This window comes from Streptomyces sp. NPDC001890 (genome assembly GCF_042891445.1).
In the GTDB taxonomy this organism is placed as follows: Bacteria; Actinomycetota; Actinomycetes; order Streptomycetales; family Streptomycetaceae; genus Streptomyces.
On sequence record NZ_JBIATE010000016.1, the window covers coordinates 172,308 to 188,070 of the forward strand.

The window sequence follows — 15,763 nt, forward strand, 5'->3', positions numbered from 1 at the left end:
GGAACGGCTGCACGCCCTGGCCTTCACCCTCAACCAGCAGGGGGACGAGCTGGAGGTCACCCTCGCCAGCTTCGAGGGCGGCACCATCACCACCCACATGCGCGCCCAGATCGCCAGCGAGCGCACCATCACCGCCGATCACCGCTTCGACCTCCTCTACATCCCCGGCGGCATCGGCGCCGGGGCAGCCTCACAGGACGAGCGTGCCCTGGAACTCGTCCGCGCCCACCACCGCGAGGGCCGCGGGTCGCCGCGAACTGCGCCGGCACCGGTATCCTGCACCGCTCCGGCATCCTCGACGGCATTGAGGTGACCAGCTCCGCCACCATCGAGCGCAAGATCAGCCATGAAGGGCACCAGGGTCCTTTCCCCGCGCCGGGACTGGCACGTGGACGCCGAAAACAAGATTTTCACGGCGGGCGGCGCCGGAACCGTTCATGCCAGCACCATCGCGCTGGTCGACGAGCTCTTCGGCCGGGACCAGGCACGTGACCTCGCCGCAACCTGGGACAGCCTCCCCTTCTACGGAGAGGCACTCTTCAACCCCGAAGGCCCGGTCATGAACGATGAACCCGAGGGCAAGGCCGCACTCCAGGACGCCTGGGAGAACACCTTCCTCCCCGAGTAAGACCCGCACCACCCTCATGGCCCCTTGTTCCCCGTCCCGGCCAACAGGCACCGGGGCGGCACAGAGCCCACTCTGGCGTTCCGGGCGACGGTGCCGCCGCCCGGGCACCTCTGCCGGCGGGGCAGGCTGTGGCTCTGGGCTGGCGTGAAGGTCACCTTCGGACAGGCCGGGTTTCGCAGTACAGGCGCCGTACGGACAAGCCGATGTCCAGGGGTCGGTCTCCGAGAGCAACATCTGCGAGGTGCCGTACACACCGGCTGTGGTCCCAGTCGCTCAGGACGCCACACCCGCTACGTCCTGCGGGAGCACAGGAGCGCGAGCCAGGAAAGTCCGCACGGGCCGACAAGGGGGTACCGGGCTGCGGCCGCTCACATGCCTTGGAGGGCCTTACGGAGCCGTTCCTCCAGGGCGTCCCGGGCCGACTTCCATGGCTGGGCGGCTTCATTGATGTCTGTCAGGTCTGGACAGATTCTGGTCGTCACCCAGGAGTTTTCATAGGGACCGATGTCGATGCCATGCTCGGAGCGGTCTCGCTCGCGTTCCTCCTCCCACGTGCGTCGGTCCTCGCCTGTGTGATGGTCGATCCATGTCAGTCCTTCGAGGAACTGCCGGGTCAGCCGGTGCTCCTCATCGTTCAGGACTTCGCTGTGCCTGATCAGAAAGGTATTGATCTTCGGGATCTCGGCCCTCAGATCCTGACCCCCGGGGTGCCACCGTGACTGGATCTCGAGTTCGCGGAGCGCTTGGAGCAGATCCTGGAGGGCCTCCAGCCGTTTTTCGTCATACGGCCCACGGGCGGCGCGGCGTCGCTCCGACTGCTCCAGTTCCTGACGCACCTCCTCGTTCTCGGCTTGTCGTCGCTCGCTGTGCCGCCACTGGAGAAAGCCCATGATGGCGACCAGCACGGTTGCGCTGACAGAAAGCGCGGCAGTCACTAACTCCACTGCGGCATTGTGCCGATAACGGTGTCCCGCCCACCAGTCCCGGGGACCGATCTGCTGCTTAACGGTGATCATCCATCTGGCCGCGCCGTTGATGCACAGGCCCAGCAGCCAACCGTAATGTCAGAGGTGAAGGCCGTTTCTGACAGGACAACGGCTGGCGGTCCCGCGACCCTTCGCACGTGACGCGGGACCGCCACACCCGCTGACGGCCCATCTGCTACTCCGGACCCTTCCTGCCCCAGCGCCAAGAACTGTGCTGTGGGTCGCGGCACCAACTTGTGCCCTCGGACGATCAGGCTCGCGGAGGAACGAACTCCAGTCCCGTTGCCCGGGACCGAGGACAGGAGGCGTCCCTGGTAGGTGATGGCCGCATTCCCCCAGGGCACAGCGCACTGGGCCGGGTCCGTGATCACAGTCCCCCCGGCCGGGACCGTGAGAGGCTCGGTGTTCGGCTCCTGCGGGCACGGGTCATGAAGGAACCCGTTGGCTCGCCCGGCGGGTCTTCCATCCGTTCAGAACCGCCCCTCGGGCTTGGCGATGACGTCATCCTCGCTGCTCCAGAGTGCGACCAACTCCCGTATTCCGCAGCGCCAGAGGCATCTCGGCGAGCTTCTCATTGGTGACCGGCACAGCCTCGCCCGTGGCGCCCTCGCAGCCGTTGCCGACCTCCTTTTGCGGCCGCTACCTACTCCTCGACCTCAGAGGCCTCGCTGAGAAGGATAGGTTGGTTCTATGGCCGCAGCACCCTCGCGCAGACCCCCCTTCCGGACTGCCGAATACTGGGAGACCCTCAACTTCGTCGCGGACAACCTCATCAACGAGACAGATCCCTACACACAGCACCCACGCGGGAACGCACCCGGTGCCCTCCGGAAGCTGTCGAGCCTAGGCTTCGGGGCTCTCAGCCTCTTTGACCTGTGCGCTCTGTTGCTTCTGGCCGCACCTCGGTCACCTGCCGAGCCCTGCAATTCGGGCGATCACGTTCCGAGGAGGCAATCGCCTATCGAGCCGGACCCGACCGCACCGGCCTCCGGCCCAGTCACGGAACTGAGAAGGGGCCCCGTCACGGTGGCCGCACACCCGACCGAGCATCATGTCCAGCACCTGTGGGAACTCGAAGCAGGGGTGGCTGACGCCCTGCTGATCAGTCCACAACATCCCAGAGCGCGCACCGCTGTGCGACGGGCGCTCATGGCCAGAGGCAGCACAGCCCACGACGCGATCGCAATCTACGGGATCGTTTGCGAGATGATCACTGGGGCACCACGCACATCCTGAGGCCCATGCCGCGGCGCCCCTCGAAACTCCGATTCCCACAGTGGAGCTCATGCCTGCCACTGACGACTCTGGGACCACAGACAGCGCAGGACGCAGGATGCTGCTACGCAGCTTGGGGTTTGGAGGGGCCACCGCCGATGGGGCCGGGCGGCCCGGCTTCGGTGATCTTCTTACGGTAGGCGGGGTCGGTGCCCCAGGTCGTCCTGGACTTCTGCTGGTGGTAGCCGTTGGTGCATTCACCGAGCCACATGCGGCCGATCCGTTCGATGCCGCGGGACCAGGCGTCATGCCACAGGTAGGGGCCGGCAGCCGCGTCCTCCTCGTTGCCGTAGGCCGACTCCCAGCCGGTCCACAGCGAGGTCAGCTCCGCCACCACGGCGCCGTGCTCCCACCAACAGGCATGCGGGAGCTGCTCCGTGGTCAGCTCGTAGGTGTCGGCCATGCGGATCACCCACGCGGCGAAGTCGGCCCATAGCTCCTCGCGTTCGTCATCCTTGACCTTGTGCCACACGACAGGTGCGCCGCGGACACGAGCGCTGTCACTGCCTTCTTCCTTCCCTGAGCTTCCCTGCTTGGCCCCACGAATGGCGGCGCCATCTTCCAGTTTCGCCAGGCGCGCGGCGAATCCGGTGAGTTCGCCGTTGATGGACTCCAGCGCGTCGAAGAGCGGGCCGAGCGGATCAGGCATGGGGCACCGCCTTTCGCGTATGGCGGCTTCGTGCCGCACGCGTGGCCGCGTCCTCGAGCCGGAACAGGCGCTCAGCGAAGCCGGTGAGTTCGTCGTTGATGGATTCCAGGGCATCGAAGAGCGGGGCCAGCGGGTCGCCTTGCGGACGGTCAGGCCGCACGGGGCTGGGGGAGGGGGCCTCTTTTAGGCGGATCAGGCGGGTTTGGAACTCGCGATGCTCGCTGTTGAGGGCCTTGAGAACGTCGAAGAGCGGTCCGTGCGGGTCGTCGTGCTCAAGGCAGGGCTGCGCGGGAGCGGGCGCGGGGGAGGGCTCTGCCAAGTGGGCAAGGCGTCGCCCGAGGCTGACGAGCCCGCCGAGCGCGGACTGCAGGATGGCCTTGGACCGCTCAGGTGCTTGCGGCATGGCTGTTCACCTTCTCCAGGGCTTCCTTGGTGGCTTCGCTGATCTCCTTGGCGCGGGGGCCTTCGTGGATCCGCTCGAATTTCACCCGGGTGACGGGGGTACGTCTGTGCACGACCAGGCCTTCGCGTTCCTTGATCTGACGGATGTCGCCGGGCTCGAGCACGGCCCGGCGCCGGGTGGAGATGCTGATGGAGGCGCGGTCTCCGTCGTCGCTTATCGACTCGGTGTCTTCCTCGAACTCGCCGGCGAGCTGGGAGTAGGTTTTGAGCTCCTGCTCGTCCGAGACACCACCCAGGATGACCTTGATGGTGGCGGCGGCGAACATTTTGCGGACGCCCAACTCGCCCCATCGTTCGTGGGCCTGGGCGAGGTTCTGCAGCACGGCGACCATGAAGATGTTCTGGGAGCCGGAGACGGACATGAGGCTGGGGATCTGCGGCAAGGGAGCCACGTTGGCCAGCTCGTCGCCGAGCAGTGCGAGGGGTGGGTCCAGGCGGCCGTTGGGCATCCGGGCCGCGATCACCTTTGCAGTGTCGAGGATGGCACGTGAGAAGGCCGCCAGGATGGGAGCCAGGGAGCTGCCCTCGTCTTCCTCGCCGATGAGGAAAACGGTGCCGCCCTCGGTGAGCCATTTGGTGATGGAGAAGTTCTTCTCGTCACGAGCGGATTTCCCGAAGATTGCTGCGACCTTCTGGTCGTACAGGGCGAGGATGCTCTGCTCGGCGGTGCGCCAGCTTGCCGACCGCTCCTCGGGCGCCGCGGCGTGCTGGGCGGCCAGGGCCCGGGCGAGGTTGGGCTGGTTGTGGGAGGACAGGATGTCCACCGGCTGCCGCTCGGTGGGAGCGGTGGCCCAGCGCAGGATGTCCATGCCGCTCAGGCCGTCGAGCGCTGCTGCGTGCAGCCAGCACGTCATGAGCATTTGAGCATTCATGACGAAGTATCCACCGTTCTTTGTTCCTTCATCCGATTTGGCGGTTCCGGTGAGAGTTTCGGCACGCTTTCGGGCCACGGTGAAGTCCTCGCAGCCGTCCGTGATGGCCCACTGCAGTTGCAGCGGCCAGTTCGACAGACCCGTCGGGTCCAGCACCATGACCGGCCCGTACCTCTCGCGGCTCTTGGCTGTCGCGTAGAGGACGTCGGTCTTGGAGGACGTGGCGAGCACACTGCCGGGGAAGTCGAGGATCCACGGCATGATCAACTGTGACGTCTTGCCCTCGCGGGGAGGGGCGACGATCAGGACGGTCTCCTCGAACGGGATGTACAACTTCACGCCGGTCGGGATGGCGGTGCCGCAGAAGACGGCGACCTCGGTCACCGGCACGTCGGTCACCTTCGGCGGAGTACTGGAGCGCCACGGCAGCGCCCGCGCGGGGCTGGCCGCCTTGTCGAGGGAGCGCCGCGGGGTGGCCAGGCTCGGGCGCAGCGCGCCGAGTCGGGACATGGCCTTCACCTCGCCCATGGCCTCTTCCAACTGGCCGCTGGTGGCCATTCCATCGGTGCCCTCATCACGCGCTGTACGCCAGCGCCGCCACCCGGCCCGGGCTCCCCAGCAGGTGCCGACCGCTGCAGTGAGGAAGGGCGGGTAGAAGGCGAACGGCCCGCCCACCCCGGCGCCGGCCGGGTAGGCGTCCTGCGGGTGCAGCGGATCGGTGACCAGGGCGGGGATGGCGGCCGCCGTCTCGTTCCACGACAGCATGGCGGGCGAGGCGTGTGCGAGCAGACCGGAGAGGACTGCGGCCACCCAGGTCCAGAGGGTGAGAGCAACTGCAGCGATGCACAGCGCGATCCACCAGGCGTCCTTGTAGACGTGCAGGCGGTTGCCCGAGTGCGGGGTGACGACCTTGGCCACTACCGTGCACCCCCGCCCGCAGGTATCGGCTCACAGTCGGCCGGCCGACTGGCCGTGAGTACCACCCCGATGCAGGCGCCGCAGCAGCAACGGCCCACAGTCGCGGTGGGCAGCGTCGTGGTGTGCCGGGACGGTCGGGTGGAGAGGTTCGAGGAGGTCATCAGGCGGCGCTCTTTCGCATCGAGATGAGCGGTGCCGCGAGCGCCTGGCTCCCGGGGCCGGCCTCGGTCATCTTGCGGTTTGTGTTGGTCAGCTCGGACTCGGTCGCACTGCGGATGTGCTCCACCAGGTGCATCTTGTTCCCCACCTGCCACACGGCCCGCCCGGGAGAGCAGCGGCTCGCGCCGTCGACCAGCGCTTCGCGTGCCCAGTCGGGCAGTTGCAGATAGTCGGCCGTGATATCGGCCTCGGCCTTGTCCATGTGGTAAAGCACCCGGGTGGCGGTGAGCTTCAAGATGGCCGCGGCCTCGGGTGCCTCGTCGACCATCAAGTCGCCCAAGTGGTGCAGGATCCCCCAGAACGACAGACCAAGCCGCCGCCCGTACCGGACGAATTCTTCAAAGAGCCTGGCCACAGGGCGGTGGGAGAGGATGTGCCAGGCCTCTTCGACGATCAGTGTTCGCTTGATGCTGTCCCCGGTCTTGATCCACGCGTAGCGCAGCCACGGGCCGAGCACACTCATCAGCAGCGGCATGGCCTCGCCCTCACGCGGCAACCGCGTCAGGTCGAAGACGATCAGCCGCGCGTCCAGGTCGATGCCGGGCGTAGTGGGACCGTTGAACAACCCGGCCAGATCCCGCGTGGGGCTGCACAGCTGGTCCATCGCCAGGCTGGCCGGCTGGCCCCACTCGACCATGTCCCCGACGCCGACCTGACGCCGTCCGAGCATGGCCGGCTCGGGGTTGGTCAGCGCATCGTGAATGTCGGACAGGACCGCAACCCGCTCCTCGGCCGCGGCCCGGACCTGACCAGTCGCATGGGCGACCGAAAGAGCGAACTCGCTCTCACTGCTCAGCGGCCCACCGATGATCTCAACCATCGAGCAGAGGATCTTGAACTGATACTGCGCCGGAATGCGCGGGTCCAGCGGGTTGAGCCGCACCCCCTCGCCGTCCTCACCGCCATACACCAGACGGACCGGGGTGACGCCCAGGGCCCGCGCGATGCTGTCCCACTCGCCCACGCCGTCCTCGCCCTGGGCGTCCAGGATGCAGAACGAGCGGTCCCTGAAGCGCAACTGCCGCAGCACATAGCACTTCTCGAGCGACGACTTACCGAACCCGGACTTGCCGAGCACGAGGACGTGGCCGCTGGGGAGGCGCTCGCGGGCGGAGGGGTCGTACAGAATGAACGGGTCGTAGATATAGGCCTTGCCGGAATAGATCTCCCGACCGATGATCACGCCCCGGGGGTCCGAGGACGGGGCACCGACCGCGGGGTACAGCCCGGACGCGGTGGCTGTGGTGGTGCGCAGTGCGCGCCGCCTGGTCTGGGACTGGCGGCGTACGAGTTCGAGCATGGCGCCTCAGTCCTTCAGCAGTCCGGTGACCATGGGCAGGGTGTTGGTGAAGGCGCGGTACTGCTCGGAGTCGCACCACTCCAGCGCCAACTGGCTCTTGACCGCGGCAGCGCGCACCGTGTTGCGGTGCTGGACGAGCACCTCGGGGTCGGGCGCGGTGACGGTGACCCACCCGGTCAACCTCACGCCGGCCGCACCGTTGGCCAGGTCGTGCATGGTGGAGGCGGACGCCCCCAGCTCCCGCTCTTCGCGCGGGTCGGCGATCTTCCCGGGATGGTGGTCGGCCTGGCCCGCCTCATTGGTGACGTCCGCCATGGCGTCCTGGAGGGCCTTGTCAGCAGGCAGCAACCGCATGGTCACCCCGACCGTCAAGATCACGTCGGAGACGTAGAGCAGCAGCGGTGCCATGAAGTTGATGCCGACCGGCAATACGGGGAACTGCTTGACCCAGGCGGTGGCGGTGTACCAGGGATCGGCGCCCTCCCAGCTGCGGGCCGCCATGCGGGAGGGTTCCCGCGCGTCCATCTCGGCAGGCCAGCAGCTCGCGCGGTCCATGCCCCGGGTGTCATTGATCCAGTGGTCCGGTGCGTAGTTGTGGTGAATGAGCGAGGCGAGCGCGGGCTCATCCAGATTGCGCACCCAGCGCAGCTGCGCACTGCCCAGGCCCCGGATGAACTGCTCGACCTCCTTGCCCAGCACCTCGCCGTACCCGTCGTGCAGGGTCTTGTAGGTCAGCGCCTCGGCGGACAGCTCCTGGGTATAGGGGATGCCCAGCACCAGGAAGAGCCGCCGGTCCTCGGCGTAGACCGAGACCATGTCGACCAGCTGATCGTAGGAGTCGCTCAGCCAGGACGGTGCCGCCGGATCCCGCCGAGCTGCGGCATCGTGTGCGTGGGCGTTGGGGTCGGTGGGCAGCAGCCGCGCCAGCCACTGCACATACTGGATGCGCCCGCCGCTCTCTGCCGTCTCCTTGAGCAGATACTCGTAGGCGGAGACCAGTGCCTCCTTGTCCGAGCCGTCGAGACCGCCGAAGTTCTTGGCACCCTCGACCTCGATGCAGGTCACGAACATGCCCTCGCTGGGCTGGAGCAGGACGGCTATGTCCCCGTACGCGGTCTTGGCCGTGATCCATTCAAGCGACTCCGGTACACCTACCGGCTGGTCCACCGGCTCCGGCGTGCCGTCCCTGCGGCGCCCGGCGAGCGGGGCCGTCGACTTGTACAGGAGCCTGCCGTCACGCAGCAGCCTGCGGTGGGATCGGCGGATCTCGTACCAGCGAAGGAAGGTGCGCCCCTTGTAGGGGACCATCGTGACCCAGATGCACGTCCCGGCCGCAGCGAGGCACCCGAGGATCTTCAGGGGGATCCCGGGCAAGCCGGCCAGCAGCCCGACGGCCAGGACGATGCCGCCGAGCAGAACCAGCTGCTCGTCCATTTCGAAGCGCCGCCCCAGCAGACCGCGTGGACGCGGTCGGGGGAAGCTGAAGACGCGGTCCATCGCGACTCCTTCCTCAATACGTGATGGATGGGGTGAGAGCTGCCGCTAGCTCGCGGGCGGCTGCGGCGGGGGAGCGGGGGCCGGAGGCGGGGGAGCCTGGCCGCCCTGCCGCGGCGGAGGCGGGGGAGCGCCCCCCGGCCTGGAACCGGGCATGCCCGACCGCGGAGGCGGCGCGGGAGCCGGACGTCGGGCTCCGCCCGGGACACCGCCGCCTCCGCCGGGGACCTTGCGCTTGCCGGAGCCGCCGCCCCGCTGACTCCCGCCCTGCTGAACGCCACCGTCGCCGGAGGCCGTGTTTGCGCCGTCTTTCGCAGCCTGGATGGTCTGGTCGCGGGCCTGGTCGATGCCTTCCTTGACAGCCATTCCTGCAGCGACTGGAGATGCGCCCTTGCCGGCCGCGCCAGGGGGGGCGCCGCCCTTACCGCTGGCCGAGTTCTTGGATGCGGCCTGCGTCTTCATGTCGTCCTGCTTTTTCGCCTGCACGGATTTGGCACGCTGGCCGGCTTCGTCCTTGATCTGGGACATGGCCTGCATCTCGTCGCCGACGATGGGCAGCCACTTCGCGATCTGGAAGGGCATGAACAGGGCGATGAAGAGCAGGACGAGGAAGGTGATGCAGGTGCCGATGGCCTGCGGCAAGGTGATGCGGTCAACGCTGCTGGGAATGCCGTTCAGGAGGGCACCCGCCAGGGCGAGGGCGACGTAGATTCCCAGCTTGCTCGCGATGATCCCGCCCATGATCCCGATCCATTTGCGGGTATGGGCCCACAGGTCCTTGTCGACGAGACCGGAGAAGACCAGTGGGCCGAAGACGAGCCCGAGCAGGATCAGCGCGTTGCGCATGATGAGCATGGACCAGAGGCCGAACAACGCCGTCAGGATCATCAACCCGATCGGAATGGCGATGACCACCCCGACCCCGGGCATCAGAATGGAAATGGTTGCCAGAGCACCGAAGATGACCATACCGCCGACGAATAGCTCGTCGATGTAGACATCGAGAACCTCCTCTGCCGCACTGTCGATGAAATCAACTGTGGTCGCCACAACAGCCGGCATGAACCCAGCCACGACCACCGACATCAGCAGGTAGCCGACGTTCTCCATGGCGGCCTGCCCGAGGGGCACACCCCGAATCACCCGCTTCACCACAGAAATGAGCCACTGAACCATGGTGAAAACGACAGAGAGGGCGAAGATGAGACCGTACAGGCGAATAAAACCTGGGTTTCCCCAGTCGATTTCCATCATGGCTAGTCCCCCTTGCCCTTCTTGCCATTCTTCGGCGCGTCAGGCTTCTTTCCAGTGAGCTCCTCACCGAAGGCGGAAAACATGCCCTTGGTTCCGGACCGGATCTTCTGCTCCAAGTAGCCAAGCGGGTCGGAGGCGAAATCAACGGCCGTGCTCACGCCCTCTACAAGGGATTCGGTGCCGGACTTGTCGTAAAGCCACTTGGCACCCTCTTCTGCTTTCTTGCAGACCGTCTTTCCACCCGGCGCATTGCAGGGATTCAGCCAGCCGGGAACGTCAACATCCGCGTGAGCCTGGGGGGCTGCTGGTCCGGCCACAACAATGGACGCGGCGAACATGGCGGCGACGACCCCTTGCGCCACGCGCCGCCGCACGAGATCAACCTGCATAGCGGGGCGCCCCGAATTCCTTGTTGGCCAGGCGCATGTCTTCGGTGGACGAAGCTGACTGGTCAGGTGCAACCAGCGGGGTGGGGCCGTCCGCCAGATCGATCGTCGCGACCTTCCAGTCGCCGTCCTGCCACTGAAGGATCAGCGTGTAGGTCGACCACGTGCCCGAGACAGGCATCTTCGACTTCTCGGTGGGAACCCCGACAACCTCGCTCATCCACACCTTGACCGTCGCCGTGTCCTCAGAGAAGGAACGCACACTGGTGCCGAGCGACGCGGCGCGCATCACCATGTCCGGGGCCGACTGCTCGGTCACCCCGAGCGACGCCATCAGCCCCTTGGCCATCTGGTCGTCCTGCGCCTGCTGGCTGCCCAGCGCAGTGGACGTCATCACCCGCTTGAGTACTTGGTGACGCAGCGACTGGTCGGCGAAGTATCCCGGCGAGGAGCGGGCGACCTGGTAGTTGACCGCGGCTGCTGCGGCACCGTCCTTGGTACGCGGATACCCCACGGGCACACCGTCCTTGACAGACTTCGCCTTGGCGCCAGGCCCGCTGCCGCCGGCCTGGGAGGCGGGCGTGGAGTCGGCAGGCGCCTCGGGTGCCCCCTGGTCGCTTCCGCCGCCACCACTGCCGCCGAACAGGGTCAGCGCCATCCCGAGCACGAGAACGAGGCCGAGGATGATCGCCCCGATCTTCGCCCTGCGCCAGGGGGATGCCATTCCGGTCCCGGAACTCTCCGACGCTTGAGCCGTCAGGCTCCGCGTGCCGGTCTGCTTCTGATTGCCTGCCATCAGATTCCGAACCCGTAGACGATGCCGAAGAGAGTTGACATGGAGGCGACTGCGAACAGCCCGAGGAGGGAGCTGCCGACCATGGTCTGCCCCTTCTTCGTCTCCATCGTGTTGTGCTGCTGATTTCCGATACGGATATGGACAGCGCCGACGATGGCGCTCCCGAGCAGGAAGAGAATGGCACCGGCCATGACCACGCCGACGATGATCTTCGCCTTGGTTCCGATGGCGCCGAATACCGCCCAGTCGGGCTTAATTCCGTTGGTGATGCTGCCGATGCCGCCGTCTGCAGCGAGCTGCACCACTTGCTGTGTTACCTGCACGAATCCCTCCCAGGCTACGAAAGCCTGCCCCAGCCCTTGTGGCGGACCTGAGCAATCGGTCGACGACAGCGAGAAATTCGAGCGTTACGCCAAATAGTCTCCAGGCGAATACAGGGAGGCAGCTAAAATGCCTCCCCTGCAGATGCGTTGACGCATTCGCAATTCAATGCCGTAGAATTCAGCGCGAGTTGTCGATTCCCTGCTGCTTTCACTCGGCGCAGACGCTAGCCGCGCAACGTACGGCTATGCAGTGGCGCATTCGCAGCCCTGGGACGCCCGGCTAAACGGGCTCACCCCATGGCACGGGAATTGCGGTTTCCGTCCCTCGTGGCGGGATGCGCATCGACGACTGGGGAGCGAGATATGAGCACAGCCATACGCGTTGCCGGGGGTGGGATCGCGGCGATGTCCATTGGAGCGCTCTGCCTGCCGCTGATGCTGGGCGCCGGCGGTGCGGAGGCCGGAGCGGACTGGGAGGACTCCTGCACACCCAGCAGCCCGGTCATGCAGGCGGTCAGCAAGGAACAGGAGATCCCGGCCGCAGAGACCGGCGGACAAGTAACGGTGCCCCTGAACCCTCAGGGCAAGCAACAGAGCGTCAACTGGACGGAGGAGCAGAAGCGCAACGCGAGCCTGATCACCAACGTCGCGCGCAGCCGCGGTCTCCCGCCCCGCGCAGCGGTCATCGGCGTGGCCACCGCCATCCAGGAATCGACACTCAAGAACATCCGGCACGGGGACCGCGACTCCCAGGGACTCTTCCAGCAGCGCCCCTCACAGGGCTGGGGCACCGTCGCACAGGTCACCGACCCGATCCACGCGAGCAACTCCTTCTTCGAGCGCCTGGCCAAGGTCGCCAAATGGCAGACCAAACCGCTCAGCCAGGCCGCCCAGACCGTCCAGCGCTCCGGCTTCCCCGACGCGTACGCGAAGTGGGAGAAGACCGCCGGTGAGCTCGTGGTCAAGAGCTGGGGCAAGAAGGCCGTGCTCTCCACCACCTCCGGGTGCGACGCCGTCGCAAACGCAGCCAACACCAACGCCAAGGGCGGGTGGGCGCTGCCCGTAGAGAACTCCCGCGTCACCACCCCCTACAAGGCCGGCGGCGGCATGTGGTCCTCCGGCAGCCACACCGGCATCGACTTCCCCGTCGCCACCGGCACCCGCGTCCAGGCAGTCGGCACCGGCACCGTCGTAGAAGCCGGATGGGGCGGCGCATACGGCAACAACATCGTCATCAAGATGAGCGACGGCAAATACACCCAGTACGGACATCTCTCCAAAGTCACCGTCAGCAAAGGCCAAGCCGTCAAGGCCCGCCAGCAGATCGGCATCTCCGGTGGCACCGGCAACGCGTCCGGCCCGCACCTGCACTTCGAAGCCCGCACAGGGCCCGCGTACGGATCTGACACGGACCCCGTCGCGTATCTCCGCAGCCACGGACTCTCACTCTGACCACCCGAAGGAGGAGCGCCCGCAGCGCCATGCCGCGGGCCGCACACCATGAACACCAGCACCCGCTACCAGGTCCACATCAGCCGCGACGGCCAGCTCCACATCGACAGCGAGCCGCAGGTCGTCCCCGACGGAGTCGACCCCTCGCAAGTCGTCGTTCAAGTCCTGCACATCGAGGCCGCCGGCAGCGGCCTGCCGGTCCTCGTCCAGGTACGGGACGAGCGCAGCAACGCCCACTTCGACATGCAGGTCATGCCCGACGGCACCACCCAAGCCGCAGAAACACCGCCTGCCACTCCCCAGCCGACAGCCCCCCAGCCGGTGGCAGCACCGTCGGGCCAGCAGAAGGGCAGCCTCTTCGACCAGCTTGCCGCCGCCCAGGCCGCCGGCCGCGCCCACGACTTCGATACCGCCATAGCGGCCGCCGACGACATCCTGCAGCAGCTCACCGCCGAGCAGGGCGACACGGCCTCCGGGACCCTCGAGGCCGCACAGTTCCGCGCCGACCTGGCCTATCTGAGCGGCGAGCACGCCTTCGCCACCGCCTCATGGACCTGGCTCGCCCTCGCCTGGTTCGACCGCCTGGGGCCGGGAAAGCGTCGCACCCAAGTGGCGGCGCAGAACGCCGCGCAGGCCTGGATGCACCTACCCCCACACGAGGCCGGCCCACTGGCCTCCGACCTCGTCAACATGCTCCTGGAAGTGGCCGCACCTGAGCGCACCGCAACCATGCGCGCCCAGATCACCGGGAAGCTCGGGCAGGTGAACAACTAGGCGAGAGTCAAGGTCCATCGGGCCTTGACAACCTAGCAACATCATCCAACTGCTACAGTCGTCTGTCGTGAGCACAACAATCCCACCATGCGCAAGAGCTTCGGCGGCAAAGGAGACAGGAAAATGCGGCCCCTGACGGTGTTCTTCCAGCGTCTCTTGGTGCTCGGTGTCGTCACCATGATGCTGGTCAGCGTCCTGATGCTCCTCGCCCACGATGGCCTCAGCGTCGAGTTCGCCCAGTCGCTCGCGCTGCTCATCCTTTTCCTCGGGCTGCTCCTGGTCACCGAGCGTCTTTCAACCGGGCGCTGGACCAGGTGGTCGCGCCGCTGAGGCCCGACCCGGGCGATGCTGCAGACTTCAGACCCGGCCAACCATCCAGCTTGGCGCGCTGCACCACACTGGCCAGTACGTAGACACGCGCGAAGCCCCGCCCGCCGGACGGGGCTTCGTTGTTGTGGCAGCGCTGTTTCAGGCCGCCCCTCTCGAGCCGGCGGGGACAGGCCACGGGAGTATCCGTACAGGGTGAGATCCGTGCGGCGGCGCGCAGCAGCTAGTCCCGGCTTCTGTCGTAACCTGCCGATCACGGCGCTCTGCGTGTAACCGCGAGCGGGAGGCGGACCGGGACAGACTCATGGTCGGCGCGTGTGGCTGCCGAGAGATTCGAGGATGGGCTGATCAATGTGCTAGCGCTCGGTCTCGACGCCGTAGCCCACAGCGCGCAGCCGTAGGGCGAGTTCCTCGGCGACGACGACCGACCTAACAAGCCATCTCAATTGGCGATCGAGTCGCTCATGAGAGTCAGCAGTCAGGCGCAGGTGTGGGGGACTTGACCACGATGTGAGACTTGTCGTGTGGACATGGGGCGTGAGTCGCGGTGGGAAAAGGACGCAATGACGGTGGAGATCGTTTTCTCCCTGGTGACTGCTGCCGTGCTGGCTGGGGTGGTCTTTGCCGTCGTCTGGGTTCTCGTCCAGGCCCTTGCCCTCTCTGGTTCGGCAGAGAAAGGCGTGTTGGTAGGTGGTGCACTGCTCGGAGCGGTGGCCGGCGTGTGGCGTCTGGTACGGGTGCTGCTTCGGTTCGACGAGCAGCGCCGAATGGGCCACTGACTACAGGCCTTCCCTTGCGGTCGGTAGCCTCCCGGCGTGGGAATCGTTGAGCGGCTGGTGCCGGGCGAGTTGTGGGAGCTGTTCCAGCGGGTGGTGCCGGAGGCGCCGTCGCGGCCTCAGGGCGGCGGCCGACGGCGTCACGGCGATCGGGAGGTGCTGGCTGCGATCGTGTTCGTGGCCACGTCGGGCTGCACGTGGCAGCAGCTGCCCGCGGCGTCGTTCGGGCCGTCCGGGGCGACGGCCCACCGACGGTTCGCCGAGTGGACGAAGGCCAGGGTATGGGCCAGGCTCCACCGCCTGGTCCTCGACGAACTCGGTTCCCGCGGCGCTCTGGACTGGTCGAGGTGCGCGATCGACTCGGTGAACATGCGGGCCCTGAAAGGGGGGGGCCTGACGGGTCCGAATCCTAATGGGCGGCGAAGCGAGTCATCGCTATCCGAATCCCGAGTGATAGCTCTTTCGACAGACCGCGAGGCTCGGTTCGTAGCGGCCGGTGCCGGGTGAACCGCGTAGAAGCCCAGGGAGTGGATCCCTCTCTGAAGAGTCGGTCCCCGGCACCGTCCGCGGTCACCACGCTCTGATGGTCGGAGCCATGTCCGAAGTCGAGGGCCGTTGAGCCTTCTGCAGTGACGGGCAGGCCCCGCCTTCCAATCACCATGCCGTATCCGGTCCGATGATCGGATCGTTGTTGTTCGTGGTCCGAGCCATTCGCAGGGACCACCTCTCACGACGCCCGGGGCCTTCGAGCGCTCGCCAAGACTGAGGGCCCTGCGGGGAGCTGGGGTCACGAACGGCTAATCGGATGCTGGGCCATAGAGCCCTTCCATTAGGGAGACGCGTGTCCCTGCACGGCTGTGACCAGCAGTAAT

The 15,763-nt window shown here is 66.8% G+C and carries 16 protein-coding genes and 1 pseudogene; 7 read left to right on the forward strand and 10 right to left on the reverse strand.

The features are described 5' to 3' along the window. The first annotated feature begins 16 nt into the window (after positions 1-16). Together ACFYY1_RS30400 and ACFYY1_RS30405 are read left to right on the forward strand one after the other, a co-directional pair. Positions 17-313 carry a DJ-1/PfpI family protein gene (locus ACFYY1_RS30400; RefSeq protein ID WP_388591310.1) on the forward strand — a complete coding sequence of 99 codons (297 nt, stop codon included), beginning with the start codon at positions 17-19 and terminating at the stop codon, positions 311-313. Positions 314-346: 33 nt separating this feature from the next. Then, positions 347-628: a hypothetical protein gene (locus ACFYY1_RS30405; RefSeq protein ID WP_388591280.1), complete on the forward strand. Its 282-nt coding sequence runs from the start codon at positions 347-349 to the stop codon at positions 626-628. A 368-nt stretch (positions 629-996) separates the two neighbouring features. On the opposite strand, the gene ACFYY1_RS30410 is transcribed toward ACFYY1_RS30405, so the two are convergent. From ACFYY1_RS30410 to ACFYY1_RS30455, 10 genes are all read right to left on the reverse strand, one after another. Beyond that, on the reverse strand, positions 997-1,644 hold the full coding sequence (locus ACFYY1_RS30410) for a hypothetical protein (RefSeq protein ID WP_388591282.1): 648 nt from the start codon (positions 1,642-1,644) through the stop codon (positions 997-999). A 1,309-nt stretch (positions 1,645-2,953) separates the two neighbouring features. Then, positions 2,954-3,538 carry a hypothetical protein gene (locus ACFYY1_RS30415; protein WP_388591284.1) on the reverse strand — a complete coding sequence of 195 codons (585 nt, stop codon included), beginning with the start codon at positions 3,536-3,538 and terminating at the stop codon, positions 2,954-2,956. Further along, a complete protein-coding gene (locus tag ACFYY1_RS30420; protein ID WP_388591286.1) occupies positions 3,531-3,941 on the reverse strand; it encodes a hypothetical protein in 411 nt (136 codons plus the stop codon). The genes ACFYY1_RS30415 and ACFYY1_RS30420 overlap by 8 nt, the downstream gene beginning before the upstream one ends. Further along, entirely contained in the window at positions 3,925-5,790 is a 1,866-nt protein-coding gene (locus ACFYY1_RS30425; RefSeq protein ID WP_388591287.1) for a type IV secretory system conjugative DNA transfer family protein, read from the reverse strand. Before ACFYY1_RS30425 ends, ACFYY1_RS30420 begins: the two co-directional genes overlap by 17 nt. Positions 5,791-5,950: 160 nt before the next feature. After that, entirely contained in the window at positions 5,951-7,309 is a 1,359-nt protein-coding gene (locus tag ACFYY1_RS30430; RefSeq protein WP_388591289.1) for an ATP/GTP-binding protein, read from the reverse strand. A gap of 6 nt (positions 7,310-7,315) precedes the next feature. Further along, positions 7,316-8,806: an SCO6880 family protein gene (locus ACFYY1_RS30435; RefSeq protein ID WP_388591290.1), complete on the reverse strand. Its 1,491-nt coding sequence runs from the start codon at positions 8,804-8,806 to the stop codon at positions 7,316-7,318. A 45-nt stretch (positions 8,807-8,851) separates the two neighbouring features. Beyond that, on the reverse strand, positions 8,852-10,057 hold the full coding sequence (locus tag ACFYY1_RS30440) for a hypothetical protein (RefSeq protein WP_388591292.1): 1,206 nt from the start codon (positions 10,055-10,057) through the stop codon (positions 8,852-8,854). A 2-nt stretch (positions 10,058-10,059) separates the two neighbouring features. Further along, the gene (locus tag ACFYY1_RS30445; RefSeq protein ID WP_388591294.1) at positions 10,060-10,446 is read right to left on the reverse strand and encodes a hypothetical protein; all 387 of its coding nucleotides are present in this window, start codon (positions 10,444-10,446) and stop codon (positions 10,060-10,062) included. After that, positions 10,436-11,167 carry a hypothetical protein gene (locus tag ACFYY1_RS30450; RefSeq protein WP_388591296.1) on the reverse strand — a complete coding sequence of 244 codons (732 nt, stop codon included), beginning with the start codon at positions 11,165-11,167 and terminating at the stop codon, positions 10,436-10,438. Before ACFYY1_RS30450 ends, ACFYY1_RS30445 begins: the two co-directional genes overlap by 11 nt. Positions 11,168-11,238: 71 nt before the next feature. Continuing rightward, on the reverse strand, positions 11,239-11,562 hold the full coding sequence (locus ACFYY1_RS30455) for a hypothetical protein (RefSeq protein WP_388591298.1): 324 nt from the start codon (positions 11,560-11,562) through the stop codon (positions 11,239-11,241). A 363-nt stretch (positions 11,563-11,925) separates the two neighbouring features. Here ACFYY1_RS30455 and ACFYY1_RS30460 point away from each other — a divergent pair, with 363 nt between their 5' ends. The 5 genes and pseudogenes from ACFYY1_RS30460 to ACFYY1_RS30480 all read left to right on the forward strand — a co-directional run. Beyond that, positions 11,926-13,014, forward strand: coding sequence for a M23 family metallopeptidase (locus tag ACFYY1_RS30460; RefSeq protein WP_388591300.1), 1,089 nt, complete (start codon positions 11,926-11,928; stop codon positions 13,012-13,014). Positions 13,015-13,062: 48 nt separating this feature from the next. Then, on the forward strand, positions 13,063-13,788 hold the full coding sequence (locus tag ACFYY1_RS30465) for a hypothetical protein (protein WP_388591301.1): 726 nt from the start codon (positions 13,063-13,065) through the stop codon (positions 13,786-13,788). Between the two features lie 87 nt (positions 13,789-13,875). Next, positions 13,876-14,118: a hypothetical protein gene (locus ACFYY1_RS30470; RefSeq protein ID WP_388591302.1), complete on the forward strand. Its 243-nt coding sequence runs from the start codon at positions 13,876-13,878 to the stop codon at positions 14,116-14,118. Between the two features lie 521 nt (positions 14,119-14,639). After that, positions 14,640-14,894, forward strand: coding sequence for a DUF6332 family protein (locus ACFYY1_RS30475; protein ID WP_388591304.1), 255 nt, complete (start codon positions 14,640-14,642; stop codon positions 14,892-14,894). Positions 14,895-14,930: 36 nt separating this feature from the next. Further along, positions 14,931-15,326: pseudogene (locus ACFYY1_RS30480) on the forward strand (transposase); the annotation flags it as partial. Between the last annotated feature and the right edge of the window lie 437 nt (positions 15,327-15,763).